Origin of the sequence: Actinoplanes sp. NPDC051343, from assembly GCF_044455125.1 — a bacterium.
Classification (GTDB): Bacteria; Actinomycetota; Actinomycetes; order Mycobacteriales; family Micromonosporaceae; genus Actinoplanes.
In genome coordinates this window covers 530,094-549,997 of record NZ_JBITEL010000006.1, presented here as the reverse complement: position 1 = coordinate 549,997, position 19,904 = coordinate 530,094, and the positions used below count along the sequence as shown (strand labels likewise).

Genomic DNA, 19,904 nt, shown 5'->3' with positions numbered 1-19,904 from the left:
CGTGCACCGATACCAGGTGCAGCTCCTGCACGACCTGGCCTTCCGGCGAGGGGCAGCGCAGCACCTCGTCGCAGGCGCCGGCGAGCGGGTTGTCACCGGCTCCGGTCATCGCCCACGTCCGCACGCCGATCTCCCGCGCGGCGCGGGCGGCGGCGAGCAGATTGGGGCTGCTGCCGCTGGTCGACAGCAGCATCAGCACGTCGCCCGGACGTCCGTGTGCCCGCACCTGCCGGGCGAAGACCTCGTCGTAGCCGTAGTCGTTGCTGATCGCGGTGACCGCGGACGAGTCCGCGGTGAGCGCGATCGCCGACAGCGGCATCCGGTCGTCGCGCAGTTTGCCGGCCAGTTCGGCCGCCAGATGCTGGGCTTCGGCCGCGCTGCCGCCGTTTCCGGCCACGAGCAGGCGCCCGCCGCCCTTCAGCAGCCGTGCGAGTTCGGAGCCCCAGTCGGCCAGGCGAACGGCAACCGAGCGGTAGCCCTCCAACGAGGACGCCAGCGCGCTGAGGTGGTCGTCGAGCGGATCCATCAGGCGACCGCCGCCTCGGAGACGGCCACTGACTCGTACACCCCGGTCAGGCGGGCGGCGACGCGCGGCCAGGCGTACGCGTAGGCGGCCCGGTCGACCGCGGCGGCGCCGTACGCGACCCGCCGCATGTCGTCGCCCAGCAGCTGCCGCAGAGCGGTGCCGAGCGCGCGCGGATCGCGGGGCGGCACCAGGTCGCCGGTCACGCCGTCGACCACGGTGTCGGTGAGACCGCCGACCGCACTTGCCACGACCGGCACACCGCACGCCATCGCCTCGAGCGGGCTGAGGCCGAACGGCTCGTACCACGGGGTCGCGGCGACCACATCGGACGACCGGTACCAGGCCGGCATCTCCTGCGCCGGCACCGCGCCGAGCAGCCGTACCCGGTCGGAGACCTTCAGCTCGGCCGCGAGCCGCCGCAGCTTCTGGGCGTACGGGTCGACCGCCAGCCGCCCGGCCGGCGGGCCACCGGCGACCACCAGATCGGCGCCCGGCACCCGCGGCAGCGCCCGGATCAGGTCCTCGATGCCCTTGCGCTCGACCAGCCGGGCGACGGTCAGGATCCGTGCCCGGCCCCTCTCCCGCGGCGCGGCCGGGCCCTCGGGGCTGAACACCTCGGTGTTGACGCCGGAGGGCAAGAGCGTCATCCGGGTCCGCGGCACGCCCAGGTTCAGCAGTTCGGCGCGCTCGTCCTCGCACTGCACGATCACCCGGTCGACGGCCCGCCCGAGTTCCCGCTCGTACGCGATCCGGTGCGCCGGGCTCGTGTCGGCCGCGCCCTGATGGCGGCGCTTGACCACGCCGAGCGCGTGATAGGTCAGCACCACGGGCACGTCGCACGCGCGCCTCGCGGTCACCGTGGCGAGGCCGCTCATCCAGAAGTGGGCGTGCGCGACGTCCGGCCGCCACCCGCGCTGCCAGTCCCGGGCCATCCACTCCGCGAACGCGCCCATGAACGGCAGCAGTTCGTCCTTGGGCAACACTTCGGCGGGCCCGGCCGGCACGTGCACCACGTCGACCCCGTGACCGAACGGCACGACATCGGGCAGATCGGGGCTGTCCCGGCGGGTGTAGACGCGTAGCGAATGTCCCTGCCCGGCCAGCGCGGCGGCCAGCTCGGCGACGTGCTTGTTCTGGCCGCCCGCGTCGACGCCGCCGAGGGCGGCCAGCGGACTGGCGTGTTCCGAGATCATCGCGATGCGCATGATTCCTCCTCGAGAAGCTGATCCCAGTCCGCCAGGAACCGGTCCAGGCCGTAACGGGTGAGCGCGACCTGGCGCGCCCGGGCCCCGAGCCGGGCGGCCGCCTCCGGCTCGTCGAGCAGCCACTGGGCGGCCTCGACCAGGGTGTCGACCCGGGTGGAGAGCACGCCGGCGTCCGGCGGCACGGCCGCGACCGCCTCGGTGGTGGCCAGCGCGAGCACCGGCATCCCGATCTGCATGGCCTCGATCAGGCTCAGGCCGAGCGACGTCCAGCGGCACAGGTGCAGGTAGGCCCGGCGGCGCGCGATCTGCTCGTGCATCACCCGCTGGGGTGGGTCGTCGTAGGTGGTGATGCGGGGGTGGTCGAGCCCGGACACGCCCATGCCGAAGACGTCGATCGGGGCGACCCCGGTGAACCGTCCGAACAGGTCGGTGCCGGTGACACGGCCCCGGCGGACGGGCTCGTTGGTGACGATCGCCAGCCGTTCCTGCTCGCCGGTCCAGCGGGCGGCCGGCTCGACGATGCCGTGTTCGATGACCGTGGTGCGGGTGGCGCCGGTGTCCCAGAACAGCTCGTTGAAGTGGGTGACGTGGGCGATGATCAGGTCGTCGCGGTCGGCCATCGGGTGCCGGGTGAGGGGGACGTCGCCCTTCGGGGTGTTGTGCTCGACGTAGACGACCGGCACGTGCGGCGGCACCAGGTCGAGTTCGTGCGGGCGCTGCACGATCGCCACGTCGATGTCGGTGATCTCCTCGAGGGGCCGTTCCTCGACCGACTGCGGCCAGTCGAAGGTCTGCGCGCGCCCGCGGCCCCAGGCGTCCCGGGCCTCGTTGACCGGCACCAGGTAGCGGTGTTTGCCCTGGACGAACGCGGTGGCCCAGGAGCCGTGCACATGCCAGAGGAGGATGTTCACGCGGCGACCTCGCTGAGTTGACTCCGGGTCAGCCGGGCGACAGCTTCGACGACCTCGGCCGGCTCGATGGTGGACAGACAGGGGTGCCCGGGCACCGGGCAGACGACCGCGCGGCTGTCCCGGCAGGCCGCACCGGCCCGGCCGAGTCGCACGGCCGGCACCCGATAGGGGCCCCACTTTCCATAGGGGACGGTCGGCGCGAAGAGACTGACGACGGGGGTGCCGACCGCGGCGGCCAGATGAGCCGGGCCGGTGTTGCCGACGACGAGGCACTTCGCGCCCGCGATCAGTTGCGCCAGCTCGGCGAGACCCATCGGTCCGGCATCGTCACCGACCGACTTCGCCAGCAACCGTTCGTCCGGCCCGCCGGTCACGACGACCCGGTGCCCGGCCTCGCTCAGGGCGGTCACGATGCGGCGCATCAGGTCGGGCGGGCAGGCCCGCGCCTCGACGCTGGCGCCCGGGTGGACCACGACGTAATTGCCGCCGGTCCGTCCGGCCTCCCGGTTGATCCGCAGCGCACCGTCGTCCCCGGGCGGCAGATCAAATCCGGCGGCCGCGGCGACGCTGCGGGCCCGTTCGGGTTCGGGCAGGTCTTCCGGTACGCGATGGCGAACGTCGAGCAGCGCACCCGGATAGTCCTCGCTGATCGCCGTGATCCGCCCGATACCGGCGAGCCGGAGCACGAGCGCGAGCGGCAGCGCCGACTGGTGGAACGAGGTGAACACGACCGCCTCGTCCGCGCCGGTCTCCCTGATGCGTCGGACCATCGCCTCGGTGCGGCTTGGGTCCACCGGCTCGGGCGACGGGTCGATCCAGGGCAGCCGCCACTCGATCAGCTCGTCGACGCCCGGCAGCAGCTCGGCCGCCGCCCTCCCGCGCGGGCCGCAGAGCATCACCACGCGGTCGGATCCGTGTGCCACGGCCCGGATCGCCGGCCCGGTGACCAGCACGTCCCCGGCCGAGTCGGAACGTACGACGAGCACGGTTCCGGCCTTCCCCGGTCGCGGCGCCGGCTCGGCGAGCGCCTGCCGGCGCAGAATCCGGTCGACCGCCGCGGTCAAGTCGCCGGCCACCTCCGATGCCGCCGCGACCTCGTCCGGGAGGGTGACCGGCGTCGGAACCAGCACGCCGGCCGCTCCGGCGGCCAGGGCCGCGGTCATGTCCCGGCCGATGTCGCCGACCACCACACAGCGGTACGCCTCCACGCCCAGCTCTTCGGCCGCCGCCTCGACGAGTCCCGGAGCGGGTTTGCGGCACCGGCACCCGGCGTCGCCATCGTGCGGGCAGATCTGCCACGTGTCGAACGGCCCGAGCAGTTCCTCGACCTTCCGGTTGACCGCCGCGAGCTGCTCGGCCGTGAAAAGGCCGCGGGCCAGCCCGGACTGGTTGGTGACCACGCCGACCTTCAGCCCGGCCGCCCGGACCCGGTCGAGTGCCGCCCGTGCTCCCGGCATCGGCTCGACGCGCGCCGGGTCACCGTTGTAGGGCACGTCGACGATCAGCGTGCCGTCCCGGTCGAAGAGGACCGCCTCGAACAGCCGGCTCACGCGGACACCTCCGCCGGCGGACGCGCGGTCCGGTCGTCATGCCCGCCCGGGGAACCGGCCCCGACCGGCCGGACCTGCCGCCAGTGCCACCAGCCGCGCAGCCAATGGGCGACGGCGACCGGCGGGATGGCGATGCTCGTGGCGACCATCGTCGCGGTCTCCCGGCGGTCGCGCGGCCCGGGAAGAATCCGGGCCAGTGCGAACTCGGCCGTACCGGCCGCCCACAGCGCCGCCGCCGCGGTGGCCGGTCCGCGGCGCCCGAGGCCGGCCGCGACGATCGCGGCCAGGCCGGCCGCGGTGGTCGCGAAGTGCCGGGGGCGGCGGCCGGGCGGAATGTCGAGAAGGGACCGCCAGCGCGGCCCGTAGAGGCGCCTCAGCAGGGCGTCGTCGGCGTTGCCCCGCTGGGTGCGCACGCTGACCCACGGCGATTCCGGGCGTACCGGATGGACCGTCGTGCGCCGGCCGCGGTGCAGGGTCCAGCCGGCCCGCCGTACGCGGAAAGCCAGCTCGGCATCCTCGCGGAAGGCCCTCGGCAGGCGTTCGTCGAAGCCGCCGGCGCGCGCCAGCGCGACGCGGCGATAGGCCATGTCGGCGGTGATCCAGGCACCGTCCGCCAGGCCCGCGGTGACCCGCTCCCAGTCGGTCGGCTTCCGGTGCGCAGGCAGCGGCACCCGGAGCACGCCCTGCACCCCGCCGACGTCGCCTGCGGCGGCGGCGAGGTCGTCGACCAGGCGGGACGGCCAGTCCGGGTCGGGCAGCACGTCGTCGTCGAGGAAGGCGATCCACTCGTGGCGGGCCGCTCGCCAGCCGGTGTTGCGCGCGGCGGCGGGACCGGCCGACCGGCCGGCGACCACCCGCACGCCCGGCGGGACCGGCAGCGGCTCGGTGGCCGCCCGGCGGTCGTCGACGACGATCACCTCGAGATCCGGCACGGAGATGCGGGAAAGCAGCGCGAACAGGCTCGGCCGGCCGAGGCTCGGTATCACCACGCTCACCTTCACGCCGCGAACGCCGTCCCGCGGTGGACCGCGAACGGGCCGATGGCGAGCAGGTCGACCGGGGCGGAGCCGAACAGTTCCATCGCCTCGCGCGGGGTGTCGACCATCGGACGGCCGGCGGTGTTGAGCGAGGTGTTGACCACCACCGGCAATCCGGTCAGCCGCTCGAACGTGGCCAGCATGGCGGCGACCAGCGGTTCGGTCTCGTCGTGGACGGTCTGCACGCGCGCGGTGCCGTCGACGTGCACGACGGCCGGGATCCGGTCTCGCCATTCCGGCTTCACGCGGTGCACGAACAGCATGTAGGGACTGGGGTAGACCCCGTCGAAGATGTCGGCGAACCGCTCGGCGCGCACCATCGGGGCGATCGGGCGGAACTGCTCGCGGCCCTTGACGTCGTTCATCCGGGTCTGGGTGTCGGAGTCGCCGGGATGGGCCAGCAGCGACCGGTGGCCGAGGGCGCGCGGGCCGTACTCGCTGCGACCCTGATACCAGGCGACGATGCCGTTGCCGGCCAGCACCCGGGCCGCCTCGTCGGCGATCGACGCCGGCCGCGAGTAGGGCAGGGCCGCCCGCTTCAGCTCGGCCTCGATCTCGTCGTCGCTCCAGCCCCGGCCCAGGGCGGCGCCGGTGAACGGTACGTTCTGCTCGCCGAGGGCCAGGGCCGCACCCAGGGCAGTGCCCGAGTCACCGGCCGCGGGCTGCACCCACACCCGCTCGAAAGGCCCTTCGGCCGCGATCCGCGCGTTGGCCACACAGTTGAGCGCGGTACCTCCGGCCATGGTCAATGTGGACAGACCGCCGGAGGCCTCGTGGGTCCACCGGGCGAGGTCGAGCAGCACCTCTTCCAGTCGCACCTGTACGCTCGCCGCCAGATCCGCGTGGTCGGCGGTCATTTCGGCATCGGCCGCGCGCGCCTTGGCCATCGCCGACCAGTCGATACGCTCGACGACGAAGCCGCCGTCTCCGGTGGCTCGCACCAGGTCGCGGAACAGCCCGAGATGCCGGGGCGTGCCGTAGGAGGCGAGCGCCATCACCTTGTATTCGTCGCTGGAGTGCATGAAGCCGAGGTGACGGGTCAGGTCCTCGTAGAGCAGGCCGAGCGAGTGCGGCAGGGCCTGCTGCCGGAGAATGTCCAGGGAGCCGCCGCGATAGGCACCGGCCAGGTGGCTGGCGGCCTCGCCGCGGCCGTCGAGCACCAGCACCGCGCTGTCCTCGGCAACCGACAGTCCGGCCGAGGCGGCGTGCGCGACGTGGTGGGGCACGAACCGCACCTGTGACGGGTCCAGCCCGGGCAGTTCGGTGGCGAGGAACTGCGGCGCCCGCCGCGCATAGTCGACCCGCAGATGGTCCCAGGGGTCGCCGGGTACGGCGTCGGCGCAGAGCGCGGGGTCGAAGGAGTAGGCCACCGCGTCGAGATCGCCCGGGGTGAGACCGGCCGCCTCCAGACACCAGGCGGCGGACAGCGAAGGAAGCTCCCAGGCCGAGAACGGCACCGGCCGTTTGCCGTGCTTGCGGCGGCTGAACCGCTCCTCCTCGGCCGCGGCGACGACCTGGCCGTCGACCACCAACGCGGCGGCGGGATCGTGGAAGATCGCATTGATTCCCAGGACACGCATGCCGCGCCACATACCCGTGGATCACCCCTCTAACCGAATGATCATCGACTTCTCCGAAAAACTTGGTCCCGCTCTGAACTGCACTGATAGGTGGGCGGAGAAGTCGAAATCGATTCGACGGAGCGTGTTTGTATGCGTTACCCCGGGGGCAAGCGTGCGCCCATGTTCGAGGTTGCGCAGCTGATCGCCGGCGCCTGGGAACCAGGCCGTTCGGCACACCGACTGACCGTCGTCGGCCCGGCCGACGGCCACCCCGTCACCACGGTCACCCTTTCCAGCGACGAGGACGTCGCCGCGGCGGTCAGCGCCGCCCGCGAAGCCGCGCCGGCCTGGGCGCGCACCGCCCCGGGCGCCCGCGGAGCCGCCCTGCACGCGGCCGCGGAGGCCGTCGACGCGGCGGCCGGCGAACTGGCCGAGATCATGTCGTCCGAAATGGGCAAACCGGTCGGCGAGGCCCGTGACTCGGTCGCCGCCGGGGTCGGCACGCTTCACCAGTACGCCGAACTGGGCCCCACCCACCGAGGGCGCACGCTCGCGGGCAACTACGACGCCGTCGACCTGATGGCGTACGGCCCGCGCGGCGTCGTCGCGGTCATCACCCCCTGGAACGATCCGGTGGCGGTCGCCTGCGGCCTGCTCGGGGCGGCCCTGGTCACCGGCAACACGGTGGTGCACAAGCCGAGCGAGCGCACACCGGCGACCGGCTGGCGGCTGGCCTCCCTGCTGGCCCCGCACTTCCCCGACGGCGTGCTCAACCTGGTCAACGGCGGCGGCGCGGCCGGCGCGGCGCTGGCCGCCTCACCGGTCGACGTGGTGGCCCAGGTCGGCTCGACCGCCACCGGCCGCTCGATCGCGGCGGCGTGCGCCCGCACCGGCGCGAAGGCCCTGCTGGAGAACGGCGGCAGCGACCCCCTGATCGTCGACGCCGGCGTCGACCCGGTCTGGGCGGCCTCGCAGGCCGCTCTGGGCTCCTTCGCCAACTCTGGTCAGATCTGCGTCGCGGTCGAGCGCATCTACGTGCACCGTACGGTCGCCGAGCCGTTCCTGGCCGCCCTGACCGCCGAGGCGTCGGCGTGGTCGGAGAAGATCGGCCCACTGGTCGACCGCCGCCTCCGCGACACGGTCGACGACCAGGTGCAACACGCCCTCAAGGACGGCGCAACGGCCCTCTGCGGCGGCGCGGTGCCACCGGGCCCGGGCGCCTTCTACCCGCCGACCGTCCTCTGCGGCTGCACCGACGAGATGGCGGTCATGCGCGAGGAGACGTTCGGCCCGGTCGCCCCGGTCATGACGGTCGACTCCTTCGACGAGGCGCTCACCCGGGCCGCCGACAGCCCCTACGGCCTCGCCGCGACGGTCCTCACCCGCTCGATGAGCCACGCCCAGCAGGCGTGGCGCGACCTGCCGACCGGCACGGTCAAAATCAACGCGGTCTTCGGCGGGGCGCCGGGCGGTGCCGCGCACCCGAGGCGCGGAAGCGGCCAGGGCTACGGGTACGGCCCGGAACTGCTCGACGAGATGACCGTCGCGAAGGCCGTCCACCTCCAGGCGCCGCCCTCAGGCTGGTAAGCCGAGCGCCCTCCTACGGGTGAACTCTCGACGTTTCGTTGTTCAGCCCGTTTCAGGAATGAATTAGTCGATGACGTCGGAACCTACGGGAGAGGCGTCATCGATGCGCTACATGAGAGGGCGGGGCTGGGCCGCCGTCCTGGGAACCGGCCCGTTCCTGCTCGCCGGCTGTGCGAATTCGGCCACCCTGCCCGCCCCGCGGGAATCATCCTCGAGCACCGCGACCGCGACCCCTGCGAGCAGCTCCCCCTGCCAGGATGCCGACTACACGTCGGAGCAGAGATCGACCGGCACCGCTCTCAAAGTGGCCTCGGTGACGGAAACCGCGCAGGACGGCTCCCAGGACTTCGTGCTGCCCCGACCGATCCGCGACAACTTCCCCGAATACGCCCCGGGACCGATGCCCGAGGACGACCGGTACATGCAGGCCTTCGAGCAGGGAGCGTTCGTCTACGGTCATCCAATGATCACCCTGGTCCTCGAGGACGCGGTCGCGACTCCGGTGACCGTGACCGACATAAGGGTGATCGACCTGCACACGGTCTGCCTTCCGCAAGGAACTCTGGTGCAGCTCGGCGCGGAGGGTGGTGACGAGGTGAAGCTCGCGTTCGACCTGGACGCGGACCGGCCGGTCGCGATGACTCCGGTCGGAGAGGGCGAGGCGCCGTACGAGCCGTACTTCGAGAACAACAAGCTGACCGTCTCGGTCGATGACCCGGCGTGGCTGATCTCGAATTTCGATCTCTCGCGCTACGCCCGGATCTTCCATCTTCGAGTCACCTACGTGCTCGACGGCAAGGTCTTCCAGCAGGTCATCGAACCAGAGGGTGGATGGTTCCGGGCCATGCCCGCCACCTGCCCCGATACCAACGACCTTTCGAAGATCACGGAGGACGACTCGGCTCGGCTGGCCGCCCACCGGTTCGACGAAGTACTGCGCCTCGACCATCACGATCCCGGCGACGGCATCCTCCCCATCCAGCAGATAGACCCGCAGACGTTCAGCGAGAACTGCCTGACTCGATGATCGATCCATGGCGACGGATCGCGCGTTCCGGCCGGCGGATTCTGCGCCGCGCGAGAGCCGCCGCTGCTCGCCGGTTCCGGCAGTCCCGGACCGGCACGGCCGGCACGGCCGGCACGGCCGGCACGGCCGGCACGGCCGGCACGGTCGAGCAGCAGCAGTTGCTCATCGCTCAATCCCAGAAGCGCTCCGCCATCGCCTCGGCCGTGGCCACCGTCGCCGCGCTCGCGGTCTCCGCGTACGCCCTGCTCAATCAGGTGGAGATGAACCAGGACGCCGCCGACCGGCAGCAACGCTCCTACAGCTCACGCGTCGCCGTCTGGTTCACCCCGGGAACCCTGCACAACAGCGTCCTGCCCGAAGGACTGGACGTATCGGTCCAGAATCGGTCGCCGGCACCGCTGCGCGAGGTGCGCATCTACGCCGCTCTCGAAGGCCGATCGCCACTCGCCGGCGTCGTCATGGCCGATGTGCCGCCGTGCACCATCGAGGTTCACCGCGTCGCACCACCCGATCAGGACTTCTTCGCCCACGGGACCGGCACCGGCCGCGACCCGCAGCTGACGCTCGAGTTCGCGGTCGACGGCCGGCGATGGCGGCTCCGGCCCGACCAGCTCACCGTCATCGAGCGGTGGACCTCGGCATCCGGTCCGCGCCTGTGGCAACAGCGGATGAGAACCGCCGACGCAGCCGACTGCGGCGAGGCCGCCTGACCGTCGGCTCAGGAGTGGGCGTCCGGCGCCTGGGCGTTCTTGACCTTGCGGTCGTCGCGGAGCTCGAGGAAGGGTTCCTTGGTCGGGTCCTGGCCGGCCGCGATCGCCCGGCCCCGCTCCAGCTCGGCGTCGAGTTCGGCGCCCAGCAGGATGGCGATGTTCGAGATCCACATCCAGACCAGGAAGGCGATGACGCCGCCGAGCGTGCCGTACGTCTTGTTGTAGTTTGCGAAGTTGGCCAGGTAGATGCCGAACGCTACCGAGGCGAGCACCCACAGGAGCACGGCGAAGATGCCGCCGGGGCTGACCCAGCGGAAGCCGCCGGTCTTGGCGTTCGGGGAGGCCCAGTAGAGGATCGCGAAGGCCAGGCTGACCAGGATCACCAGGACCGGCCACTTGGCGATGTCCCAGGTGGTGACCGCGGCCGAGCCGAGGCCGACCTGGTCGCCGATCACCCGGGCCAGTGAGCCGGTGACCACGACGATCGCGGCCGACAGGACCAGCATCACACCGACGACCGCGGTCACGCCGACGCGGATCGGCAGGGTTTTCCAGATCGGACGGCCTTCCGGCACGTCGTAGACGGCGTTCGAGGCCCGCATGAACGCGGCCACGTAGCCGGAGGCCGACCAGAACGCCAGGACGATACCGATGATCGCGGCGAGGCCGGCCGAGCCGGGCTGTTTCACCTGGGTGAGTACGGTGTCGACGAGGTCGCGCAGCTGGCCGTTCGGCGCGAGCTGGTGGGCCGCGTCCTGCACCGTCTTCTGCCCGTTGCTGCCGACCAGGCCGAGGATCGAGACGATCACCAGCAGGCCGGGGAAGATCGACAGGACGCCGTAGTAGGTGAGCGCGGCCGCCCAGTCGGTGAGGCTGTCGGCCGAGAACTGCTTGGCGGTGCGCCGCAGCGCCGCGAACACGCCGCGGCCGCCGAGCCGGGCGGGGTTGTCGGGGCCGGCCTCGGGCGAGACCGACGAGAGCTCGGTGGGCGAGTCGTCGCCGGTGCGCGTGGTCGCGGTCGGGTCGGCGTCGTCCTTCTTGCCGCTGGACATCATAGAAGTGCTCCCGGAATTGCATAGATGCGTTTAACCACGTAGATGCCCACCGGGCGGCGAGAAATGCATCAGTTCAGGCGGCGCAGCGCCGCTTCGACCTCGCTCGGCAGCGGACGGCGGTGCCGCAGCGCCCACGGCAGGTTGCGGGCCACGTCGAGCAGGGCCGCCGGGTGGCTGCCGAGCGCACCGGCCAGCGTGCGGGCGATCACGTCCGGCGGGCGGCGGAGCAGGGCGGTCAGGACCCGGTTACGGGTCTCGAGGCGGTGGCGGGCCCGCTGGTTGCGGCCGGCCGGCGCCGGGAAGTGCCGCACGAGCAGGGACGGCGCGTAGGACAGGCGCCACCCGGCCGCGGCCAGATCCATGGCGAGAAGGGCCTCCTCGCCGTACACGAAAAGCCGTGGCCGGAATCCTCCGGCCGCGAGGAACGCATCGCGCCGCACCATCACCGCGCAGGCCAGGAAGCCGAGGATGGCCGGCCCGGCGGCACCCGGCGGTGTGCCGAGCGGCGCGGCCGCCATCTGGGCCGAGACCGGGTCGAGGCGCCCTTCGGCGCCGACCCGCACCTCGGCGGCGACCAACGCGGTGCGGGGATGGGTCTGCAGAAGGGCGGCGGCTCGCTGCAGCGAGCCGCTTTCCCAGTACGAGTCGTCATCGGCGAAAGCCACGTAACGCGTGCGGGCCCGCTCGACGCCGACGTTGCGGGCGGCCGCGCCGAGGTTGCTGTCGAGCCGCACCACGTCGGCGCCCGGTGCGTCGAGCGCCTCGTCCGAGCCGTTGTCGACCACGATCACCGGTGCCCGGTGGTGCCGCATCGTCTCGGCGAGGCGGTCGGGCCGGTTGCGGGTGGCGACGACAATCGTCACGTCGTCGGTCTCGACGGGGGGCGCGGTCCGGAAGGGAACGGTCATGGACATGGCGCGCGGAATACCCATGCGGAGCGCGCTAAACACCGGGTGCCGGACAAACGGGGTCAATGCGGGAGCGGGCCGCCGCTCAGCACGACGATGACGCCGACGGCTGCGCCGCAGAGCAGGGTCAGGACCGGGCCGCGGCGCAGGGCGAGGGTGAGGACAGCGGCGCCGGCCAGGATGGCGTACTGCCACGGCCGGTCGAGGGCCCGGGCGAGCGGGACGGTCGAGCCGAGGATCGCGCCGATCGCCGCCGGGGCGGCCCCGTCGAGGAACGCGCGGACCCGGCGATCGGCCCGGAGGCGGTCGAAGCGGTGGGCGCCGAGCAGGATGAACGTGAAGGACGGGGTGAACGCGACCGCCGAGGCGAGCACTCCCCCGCCGAGGCCGGCCGCGGCGTAGCCGACCACGGCCACCGTCTGCACGACCGGGCCGGGTGTGACCTGGCCGAGGGCGACGGCGTTGAGGAACTGCGCGGCGCTCATCCAGTGGTAGTGGTCGACGGCATCGGCCCGCATCAGGGGGATGATGACGAAGCCGCCGCCGTACGACAGGGCGCCCACTTTGATCGCGGCCCAGGCCACCGAGGCCAGCACTCCACCGCCGGCCCCGGCCAGGAGCGGCAGGGCGCCGACCGGCCGGTGGACCGGCAGGCGCTGAGCGACGATCTCGGCCAGGCCGCAGGCGATGAGCAGCAGCACGAGCCAGGGCCCGACGGTGGCGGCCGCGAACGCGCCGACGGCCAGATAGGTGATCCAGCGGGCGCGGCTGCTGTGCTCGGGGGCGCGCTTCCAACCGGCGGGCATGAGGCTGGTCGCGGCGTGGGCGGCGACCGCGGCGACGGCGGCGCCCGCGCCGGCACCGGCGGCCTTGACCCAGAGCGGCGGGTCGCCCTCGAGGAACAGCGCGGCCAGGGCCAGGATGACGATCAGGCCTGGGAGGATGAACGCGGCCCCGCCGACCAGCGCTCCGAGCCGGCCCCGGACCCGCCAGGCGCAGAAGATGGCGAGCTGGGTCGAGGCGGGGCCGGGCAGCAGGTTGCAGGCCGCGATGGCGTCCTCGAACTCCTGCGGATCGAGCCACTTGCGGTCGGCGACGCAGAGCTTGCGCAGCAGGGCGATGTGCGCGGGCGGCCCGCCGAAGCCGATGCACCCGATCCGGCCCCACTCCCGCAACACGGTCGCGAGGGAGACCGGATGAGCACCGGACGGCCTGGTCACGCGCCCTCTCCGCCGGGTCGCGCGGAGGAACCGGCCAGGGCGTGCAGGAGGAAGCCGATCCGTTCGGTCAGCTCGTCGGCCGTACGCTCGAATTCCGCCGGCTCGACCGGCTCCGCCAGGCTCCAGTGCACCGGCCGCGGATGCCCAGGAAACGCGGGGCAGACCTCCTTGACCTTGTCGCACAGCGTGATCACGTGGTCGAACCGCTCGCCGGCGAACTCGTCCAGGTGCTTCGGCCGTGCTCCGCTGATGTCGATGCCCCGGGCGGCCATCACGGTCACGGCATGCCGGTTGACCGGCTTGGGCCGGCTGCCCGCACTGAAGGCGTCACCTTCGAACAGCGGGCGCAACAGGGCCTCGGCCATCTGCGAGCGCGCGCTGTTGCCGGTGCACAGGAACAACACCCGCCCGGTGACCGCGGGGGAAGGCTCCGGCGGTGCAAGAAGAAGGGCCGGATGCAGCGACCCACCGACGTCGGTCAGCAGCGAGGAGCAGCGGGCCAGGTCGAGCGCGTAGTAGGTGTCGCGACCGTCCGCGCTGCTGCGCCGCGCGGTGACCAGCGATGCCTTGCGCAGCTTGCCGAGGTGATAGGAAACCAGGTTCTGCGGCTGGTCGAGCAGCGCCGTCAGCTCGCGCACGGCCAGGTCGCCACGCGCGAGCTCGCTCAGCAGCCGCCACCGGATCGGGTGCCCGGCGGCGGCCAGGAAGGCCGGGATCACTGCCGCAGATTACATCAAACTCATTTGATGCAGTACCCCCGGCGGCGCCTCAGGGCTGCGCGACGAGAACCTTGCCGCCGTCGACCCGGACCCGCAGCGACGGCTGGTCGCTGGCCGCGGGGCCGTGCACCACCGCGCCGTCGGCCAGGCGGAAGACACTGCCGTGCCACGGGCAGGTCACGCACGCGTCCGCGCCCGACCCGGTGACGTCCCCATCCCCCAGCGGGCCGCTCTCGTGGCCGCAGCGCTCGATCAGCGCCGACACCTCGGCGCCGTGGCGGTAGACGAGGATCGCCACGCCGGCGACGTTCCGGACGACCGGGCGGCCGTCCGGCAGGTCGGCCAGCGAGCAGACCTCGGTCCAGTCCTCGGGCACCCGCACGATCTCGGGCGCGGCCTGGTTGACACCGGCGCTCTGCGCGTACGCAAGATGACCGCCCAGATAGGCACCCAGGCCGGCCACCGACAGGCCGGCGAAGCCGTAGGCTTTGCCGCGCGTGGTGCGCCCGCGCAGGCGGGCGACCAGCGACGCGGCATAGAGGCCGACCGCCACCGTGTTCGCCGCCGCGTGCACCAGGCCGACCCGCCGCCGGTCCTTGGTCATCTGCGACCAGTCGACCAGGCCGGCAGCCACCGCCGGGCTGACCGCGGCGGTGCCGGCCGCGATGAGTACGGTCGAGGCGTGCCGCTTCCCCGGGAGCAGGTCGAGGATCGCCGCCGAGACGAACGAGCCGACCGGCAACTGCACGAGCACCGGATGCAGCGGATGCCCCAGCCAGGTGCCGTGCAGCAGGTCCCGCAGGAACTGCGGCCTGACGGCCGCAAAGACCACCGCCTGCAGTTTGTCGCTGAGCGGGTCGAGGGAACGGGCTTCTTCCAGCCGGGTCATCATCCGCATCAACCAGGCATGCCCGCGGGATGTCCCGGCAAACGTCAGGCCGGCCGGGACGCGGGTTTGAAGGATCAAAACGCCCGCCCCAATTTTGTTTCGAGGGCCGCTTCAACGGGCACGGAACCTCGACGGCATTCGAGGGGTCGAGGTTAAGCCATGACAGTTCGCGCTTTGGAAGACCTGGACGCTGCGGCTCTCGCCTACGCCGAGCGGGCGGCGGCCGAGCACGCGGACCTCGACTACGAACGGGGCCGCTTCACCCAGGAGTGCCTGCCCCTGGCTCACCGTCTGGCCTGCCGGTTCCGCGGCCGCGGCGAGCCGCTCGAAGACCTCGAGCAGGTGGCGCGGCTCGGGCTGGTCAAGTCGGTCGACCGTTACGACCCGGAGCGGGGCTCCTTCACGGCGTACGCGGTCAGCACGATCACCGGGGAGCTGAAGCGTCACTTCCGGGACGCCGCGTGGTCGGTGCACGTGCCCCGGCCGATCCGGGAACTGCTGCTGGAGGCCCGCCAGGCCCGCACCCAGATGACCGCCGAACTGTCCCGCACCCCGACCATCGCCGAGGTCGCACACCGCATCGGCGCCGCCGAGGCCGACGTGGCCGAGGCCTTCGTCGCCAACGGCGGCTACTCCCCGAGCTCCCTGGACGCCTCGCCGATCTCCGACGACAGCGGCGCACCCACCCTGGCCGACCTGCTCGGCTCGACCGACGCGGCGATGGACAGCGTCGACGACAAGGTGACGGTGTCCGGGCTGCTGATGCGGCTGCCGGCCCGCGAGCGCCGGATGCTGGCGATGCGCTTCTACGGCAACCGCACCCAGGTCGAGATCGCGGCCGAGCTGGGTGTCTCCCAGATGCACGTGTCGCGGCTGCTCGCCCACGCGCTGGCCTGGCTGCGCGAGGCGATGCTGAACGACACGCCCCCGGTCTGGACCGGGCGCGGCAACGCGCCGTCGTTCCCCGACCTGCGCCTGTCGGTCGACCGTGCCGACGGGGTCGCGACCGTACGGGTACGCGGCGAGGTCGACCGCGACTGCGCGCCCCGCCTCCGCCTGTGCCTGCGGCACGCGGTGTCGACGGCCCGCGGCGACGCCCTGGTCGTCGACCTGTCCGAGATGCCGCTGCTCGACGCCGCCGGCGTGGCGACCCTGGTGGACTGCGCCTCAGCGGCCTCGGTCGCCGGCGTCCCACTGGCCCTGCACGGAGCCGGCCCGACGGTCCGCCCGATCCTCGAGCTGTCCGGCCTGGGCGAACTGCTCCGCAGCTGACCCTCCCGCGCCGGCCAGTTCAGCCGCGGCGGAGGGACGCCCAGACGACCTTGCCGCCCTCGACCGGCAGCCAGCCCCAGCTGTGTGCCATCGCCTCGACCAGCATCAGGCCGCGGCCGCCCATCGGGCCCGGAGAGACGCGCCGGGGCTCCTCGGTCGAGCCGTCGCGGACGCCGATCGTCACGTAGCGCTGCCGCAGCGAGATGCGCAAGGTTGCCATCGTGTTGGCGTGATCGACCACGTTGGTGACCAGTTCGCCGGCGATCACACTGGCCGGCGCCACCAGATCGGGCAGGTCCCACCGGCTGCACGCCTCGGTGGCCATGTTGCGGGCCTGCCGGGCGGCCCCGGCGATCGGCAGCACATCGTCGATCAGCGACGGGACACTGCGCCATTCCGCGCGTACGGCTTCGCGCGCGAGCTCGACGCTCGCCACCACCGGCAGGCGCCGGTAGGCGCCGCTGGCCAGCATCTCCCGGATCGGCGGGGTCGTGCCGCAGTAGAGCACCGGAATGCCGGGCCAGCGGGCGGCCTGACGGTTGACCGCCGAGAAGACGGCCAACGCCAGCGGATCATCCACCGACAGGCCGGCCAGGTCGACGAAGAGGGCGTCCGGCTGCTCGGCGAGGCATTTGAACAGATAAGCGCGCACGTGCCCGGCGTCGGCCATGCCCAGCGTTCCGGTCAGGGTGGCAGTCAGTTCCGCACCGTCGCCGTTTATCGTGCACCGAACCGCCATCGTGACCTCCTGCAGCGCCGACTCGACTACCCCTAGCGGCAGCAACCAAACGCCGGTCAGTCGCCTGCTTCCATGACGATGATGGCACCGTCCGATGCGGTGCCGCCCGCCCGCCCGCTCAGCGGGGTGCAGACCACCCGCACCGCTACCGGGCGGCCGCGCCGGTTGACCGCGTCGACCTGGGCGTCGCCGGTCTCCCCGCCGAGGGCGCCGCGCAGCAGCGGGCGCAGCATCTCGAACGGCAGCCCGATGTCGAGATTGAGGAAGTGCCGGCCGGTCACCTCCTCGGCGCGCAGTCCCCAGAGGTCTTCCGCCCGGCGGTTCCACATCTTGACCTGCAGCTCGCGGTCGACCACCGCGACGCCGGCCTGCAAGCTGGTCAGGACCGCTTCGAGGAACGCGTTGGCCTCGTCGAGGCGACCGGTGCTGACCCGCAGCTGGTCGTTGATGCTCTGCAGCTCGTCGTTGGTGGACTGGAGCTCCTCGTTCATGGTCTCCAGTTCCTCGTTGGTCGACTGGAGTTCCTCGTTGGTCGTCTCCAGCTCCTCGACCGTGGACTGGAGCTCCTCGTTGGTCGTCTCGAGCTCTTCGTTGGTCGACTGCAGTTCCTCGTAGGCCGCCTCGAGCTGCTGGTTGGCGTGCTCGAGATCGTCCTGCAGGCGCCGGGCCTCGCTGACGTCGTGGAAGACCACGTTGACTCCGAGGAGGCTGCCCTCGGCGTCGGTCAGCGGGCTGACCTGAATCTCCAGGTTGGTCATCTCGCCGCCGCCGCGCTGCACCTCGATGTCGCTGATCCGCAGGGTGCGGCGCTCGACCTGGGCCTGCTCGATGTAGCGGCGCAGCTCGACCGGGCGGTAGGAGAGGTCGAGGTCGCGGAAGGGCCGGCCGATGTCGCGCGAGGAGACACCGAACTGCTTCTCGAGCTGGCGGTTCGTGATCGCGACCAGGTCGTCGGAGGTCAGCACCAGCTGGGCGAGCGGGCTCGCCGCTATCGCCTCGCTGCGGAGTTGGTCAAGGCCGGTCACCGGGGTGGCGGCCAGCCGGGGAAGCTCGGCCATCATGGCTCCAGGAGTGTGCGCGGCCCGGGGTGCCCGGCGGAAGACCCGCCGTTTGAGGTCGATCGGCGCGAACAGATTACCGTGGCTGAGCAGCATTTCGGCCTTGCCGAGGAAGAGGACGCCGCCGTCGGCCAGCGCGAAGTGGAACCGGCTGAGGATCTTGGACTGGGTCTCGGCGTTGAAGTACATCAGCGCGTTGCGGCAGGTCAGCAGGTCGATGCGGGATATCGGGGCGTCCTGGACCAGGTCGTTGCGCCCGAAGATCACCGAGCGGCGCAGATCTTTGCGGAAGCTGAACCGGTTGCCGTTCTGCTCGAAGTAACGCTCCTGCAGCTCCGGCGGCACCGCCTGCATCTCGCGCTCGCCGTACGTCGCCTGGCGGGCCTCGTTGAGCTGCTCCTCGTCCACATCGGTGGCATAGATCTTGACCCGCTCGCGGAAGGCGTCCGACCCGATGATCTCGGCCAGGGTCATGGCCAGCGTGTACGCCTCCTCGCCGGACGCGCACCCGGCTGACCACACCCGGATCACCGAGTCGGCCGGGCGGGCCGCCAGCATCGGTTCCAGCACCTCGGTGCGCATGTAGTCCCACGCCTCGGGGTCGCGGAAGAAGCCGGTCACGTTGATCAGGATGGTGTTGAAGAGCGTGGTGAACTCGTCCGGGTGAACCTGGAGGAAATCCAGGTATTCCTGGTAGTCGGTGGTCTCCACCTGGGTCATCCGGCGGTTGACCCGGCGCATCAGGCTCGATCGCTTGTAGCCGGTGAAGTCGAAGCCGCGGGACTCCTTGAGGTAGACCAGCAGCGCTTCGAAATGCGGATCCATCGGTTCCATCGAGCCCATCCCGGAGGTACGCGGAGTTTGTCCGGCGACGCTATCGTATTTCACCCGGGGTCGACCGCCTCCTGAAGGCCGGTCGACCCGATCTGGTTGATAAGCCGCCGGATCGTCGCACCGGCCGCCTCCGCCTCGTCGGCGATCTCGCGGAAGCGGGCCCCCGAGACCGCGCCGGCGATCTTGCTCCCGGCCATCCGGCGGCCCAGCGCCGACTTCTCCTCCAGGGCTCGCAGCGCCATCCAGAGCGCACCCTCGAGCGCGATCGCCTGCTCGTCGAGCAGGCTCTCGGCCGACCAGGCGTGACCGACGCGGCAGCGGAAACGCGGGTTCGGCTCGGTCGCGTACTGGAAGAGGGCGCCGCCGCACGACGGGCAGCCGTAGCCGGACGGCTGGACCGGCAGTTCGTCGGAAGTCAGCGGGCCCAGCTCGGAAATGCGTACCTCGGCGTCGAGCAGGTGGTCGTCGCCGACCACCGGCAGCGACTCGGGAAGGTCCACGGCGGTCACCTCGGCAATCAGGGCACCGAGCTTGGCCGCCGGTGCGACGTGCTCGGTCGGGGCGGCCTCGAGAGCCGCGCGGGGCATCCACGGGTAGAGCGCGTCGGACGGATCCTGCACCATCGCGGCGCCGCCCCGGCCGACGATCGTGGCCAGGCCGGCGGCGCCGTCGTCGCGCGAGCCGGAGAGCACCACCCCCACCGCGCGGCGCCCGAACGCGCGGGCGACCGACCGGAACAGCGGATCGACCGCGGGCCGGTGACCGTTCTCGGACGGGCCGCGGGTCAACCGGAGGTGGCCGTCGATCACGATCAGGTGATGGTCGTTGGGGGCCACGTAGACGTGGCCGGGCTGCAACGGCTCGCCGTCGACCGCGGTGGCCGCGTGGAGCGGCCCGCTGCGGTCGAGGATGGCCGGAAGCGCACTCGGCGCGTCACGGGACAGGTGCAGCACGACCAGGACGACGCCCGGGTAGTCGGCCGGCAGGCCACCGACCAGGGCCCGCAAGGCTTCGACGCCGCCGGCTGACGCGCCGACGGCGACGATGTCCCGATGGTCTGCCACTCTGCCTCCCGAAGCGTGCGCTTGCGAGTAC

The 19,904-nt window shown here is 72.1% G+C and carries 17 protein-coding genes and 1 pseudogene; 4 read left to right on the top strand and 14 right to left on the bottom strand.

The genetic code is table 11. The annotated features are described in order from the left end of the window. Positions 1-46: 46 nt before the first annotated feature. The 6 genes and pseudogenes from ACIA5C_RS22830 to ACIA5C_RS22805 all read right to left on the bottom strand — a co-directional run. Positions 47-526: pseudogene (locus ACIA5C_RS22830) on the bottom strand (SIS domain-containing protein); the annotation flags it as partial. Continuing rightward, positions 526-1,731, bottom strand: a complete 1,206-nt coding sequence (locus ACIA5C_RS22825) for a glycosyltransferase (protein WP_396057645.1) — start codon at positions 1,729-1,731, stop codon at positions 526-528. The pseudogene ACIA5C_RS22830 and the gene ACIA5C_RS22825, both read right to left, overlap by 1 nt. Further along, entirely contained in the window at positions 1,716-2,642 is a 927-nt protein-coding gene (locus ACIA5C_RS22820) for a glycosyltransferase (protein WP_396057643.1), read from the bottom strand. Before ACIA5C_RS22820 ends, ACIA5C_RS22825 begins: the two co-directional genes overlap by 16 nt. Continuing rightward, positions 2,639-4,192: an HAD-IIIA family hydrolase gene (locus ACIA5C_RS22815; RefSeq protein ID WP_396057641.1), complete on the bottom strand. Its 1,554-nt coding sequence runs from the start codon at positions 4,190-4,192 to the stop codon at positions 2,639-2,641. The genes ACIA5C_RS22820 and ACIA5C_RS22815 overlap by 4 nt, the downstream gene beginning before the upstream one ends. Then, positions 4,189-5,178 carry a glycosyltransferase family 2 protein gene (locus ACIA5C_RS22810; RefSeq protein WP_396057639.1) on the bottom strand — a complete coding sequence of 330 codons (990 nt, stop codon included), beginning with the start codon at positions 5,176-5,178 and terminating at the stop codon, positions 4,189-4,191. Before ACIA5C_RS22810 ends, ACIA5C_RS22815 begins: the two co-directional genes overlap by 4 nt. A gap of 11 nt (positions 5,179-5,189) precedes the next feature. Then, positions 5,190-6,809 (bottom strand): carbamoyltransferase, encoded by a 1,620-nt coding sequence (locus ACIA5C_RS22805; RefSeq protein ID WP_396057637.1) that lies wholly within the window; start codon positions 6,807-6,809, stop codon positions 5,190-5,192. Positions 6,810-6,971: 162 nt separating this feature from the next. On the opposite strand from ACIA5C_RS22805, the gene ACIA5C_RS22800 reads away from it, so the two are divergent. The 3 genes from ACIA5C_RS22800 (at position 6,972) to ACIA5C_RS22790 (ending at position 10,115) form a co-directional block, all read left to right on the top strand. Beyond that, positions 6,972-8,378, top strand: a complete 1,407-nt coding sequence (locus tag ACIA5C_RS22800; RefSeq protein WP_396057635.1) for an aldehyde dehydrogenase family protein — start codon at positions 6,972-6,974, stop codon at positions 8,376-8,378. A gap of 103 nt (positions 8,379-8,481) precedes the next feature. Further along, positions 8,482-9,405, top strand: a complete 924-nt coding sequence (locus ACIA5C_RS22795) for a hypothetical protein (RefSeq protein ID WP_396057633.1) — start codon at positions 8,482-8,484, stop codon at positions 9,403-9,405. Further along, entirely contained in the window at positions 9,402-10,115 is a 714-nt protein-coding gene (locus ACIA5C_RS22790) for a hypothetical protein (RefSeq protein WP_396057631.1), read from the top strand. The genes ACIA5C_RS22795 and ACIA5C_RS22790 overlap by 4 nt, the downstream gene beginning before the upstream one ends. Positions 10,116-10,123: 8 nt before the next feature. On the opposite strand, the gene ACIA5C_RS22785 is transcribed toward ACIA5C_RS22790, so the two are convergent. The 5 genes from ACIA5C_RS22785 to ACIA5C_RS22765 all read right to left on the bottom strand — a co-directional run bounded on the left by ACIA5C_RS22785 (position 10,124) and on the right by ACIA5C_RS22765 (position 14,915). Further along, positions 10,124-11,170, bottom strand: coding sequence for a YihY/virulence factor BrkB family protein (locus ACIA5C_RS22785; RefSeq protein WP_396057629.1), 1,047 nt, complete (start codon positions 11,168-11,170; stop codon positions 10,124-10,126). Positions 11,171-11,238: 68 nt separating this feature from the next. Next, positions 11,239-12,102, bottom strand: a complete 864-nt coding sequence (locus ACIA5C_RS22780; protein ID WP_396057626.1) for a glycosyltransferase family 2 protein — start codon at positions 12,100-12,102, stop codon at positions 11,239-11,241. A gap of 38 nt (positions 12,103-12,140) precedes the next feature. After that, positions 12,141-13,298, bottom strand: a complete 1,158-nt coding sequence (gene chrA, locus ACIA5C_RS22775; RefSeq protein WP_396057624.1) for a chromate efflux transporter — start codon at positions 13,296-13,298, stop codon at positions 12,141-12,143. After that, a complete protein-coding gene (locus ACIA5C_RS22770) occupies positions 13,295-14,017 on the bottom strand; it encodes an ArsR family transcriptional regulator (RefSeq protein WP_396057622.1) in 723 nt (240 codons plus the stop codon). The genes chrA and ACIA5C_RS22770 overlap by 4 nt, the downstream gene beginning before the upstream one ends. Before the next feature lie 49 nt (positions 14,018-14,066). After that, positions 14,067-14,915, bottom strand: coding sequence for a Rieske 2Fe-2S domain-containing protein (locus tag ACIA5C_RS22765; protein WP_396057620.1), 849 nt, complete (start codon positions 14,913-14,915; stop codon positions 14,067-14,069). Between the two features lie 150 nt (positions 14,916-15,065). On the opposite strand from ACIA5C_RS22765, the gene ACIA5C_RS22760 reads away from it, so the two are divergent. Continuing rightward, positions 15,066-16,178 carry a SigB/SigF/SigG family RNA polymerase sigma factor gene (locus ACIA5C_RS22760; RefSeq protein WP_396057618.1) on the top strand — a complete coding sequence of 371 codons (1,113 nt, stop codon included), beginning with the start codon at positions 15,066-15,068 and terminating at the stop codon, positions 16,176-16,178. A 19-nt stretch (positions 16,179-16,197) separates the two neighbouring features. Here ACIA5C_RS22760 and ACIA5C_RS22755 read toward each other — a convergent pair whose 3' ends face one another. The 3 genes from ACIA5C_RS22755 to ACIA5C_RS22745 are packed head-to-tail and all read right to left on the bottom strand — an operon-like array spanning position 16,198 to position 19,873. Continuing rightward, positions 16,198-16,917 (bottom strand): ATP-binding protein, encoded by a 720-nt coding sequence (locus ACIA5C_RS22755; protein ID WP_396057616.1) that lies wholly within the window; start codon positions 16,915-16,917, stop codon positions 16,198-16,200. A 56-nt stretch (positions 16,918-16,973) separates the two neighbouring features. Beyond that, the gene (locus ACIA5C_RS22750) at positions 16,974-18,809 is read right to left on the bottom strand and encodes a CheR family methyltransferase (protein WP_396057614.1); all 1,836 of its coding nucleotides are present in this window, start codon (positions 18,807-18,809) and stop codon (positions 16,974-16,976) included. 50 nt (positions 18,810-18,859) lie between these two features. Beyond that, positions 18,860-19,873 (bottom strand): chemotaxis protein CheB, encoded by a 1,014-nt coding sequence (locus ACIA5C_RS22745; RefSeq protein WP_396057612.1) that lies wholly within the window; start codon positions 19,871-19,873, stop codon positions 18,860-18,862. Between the last annotated feature and the right edge of the window lie 31 nt (positions 19,874-19,904).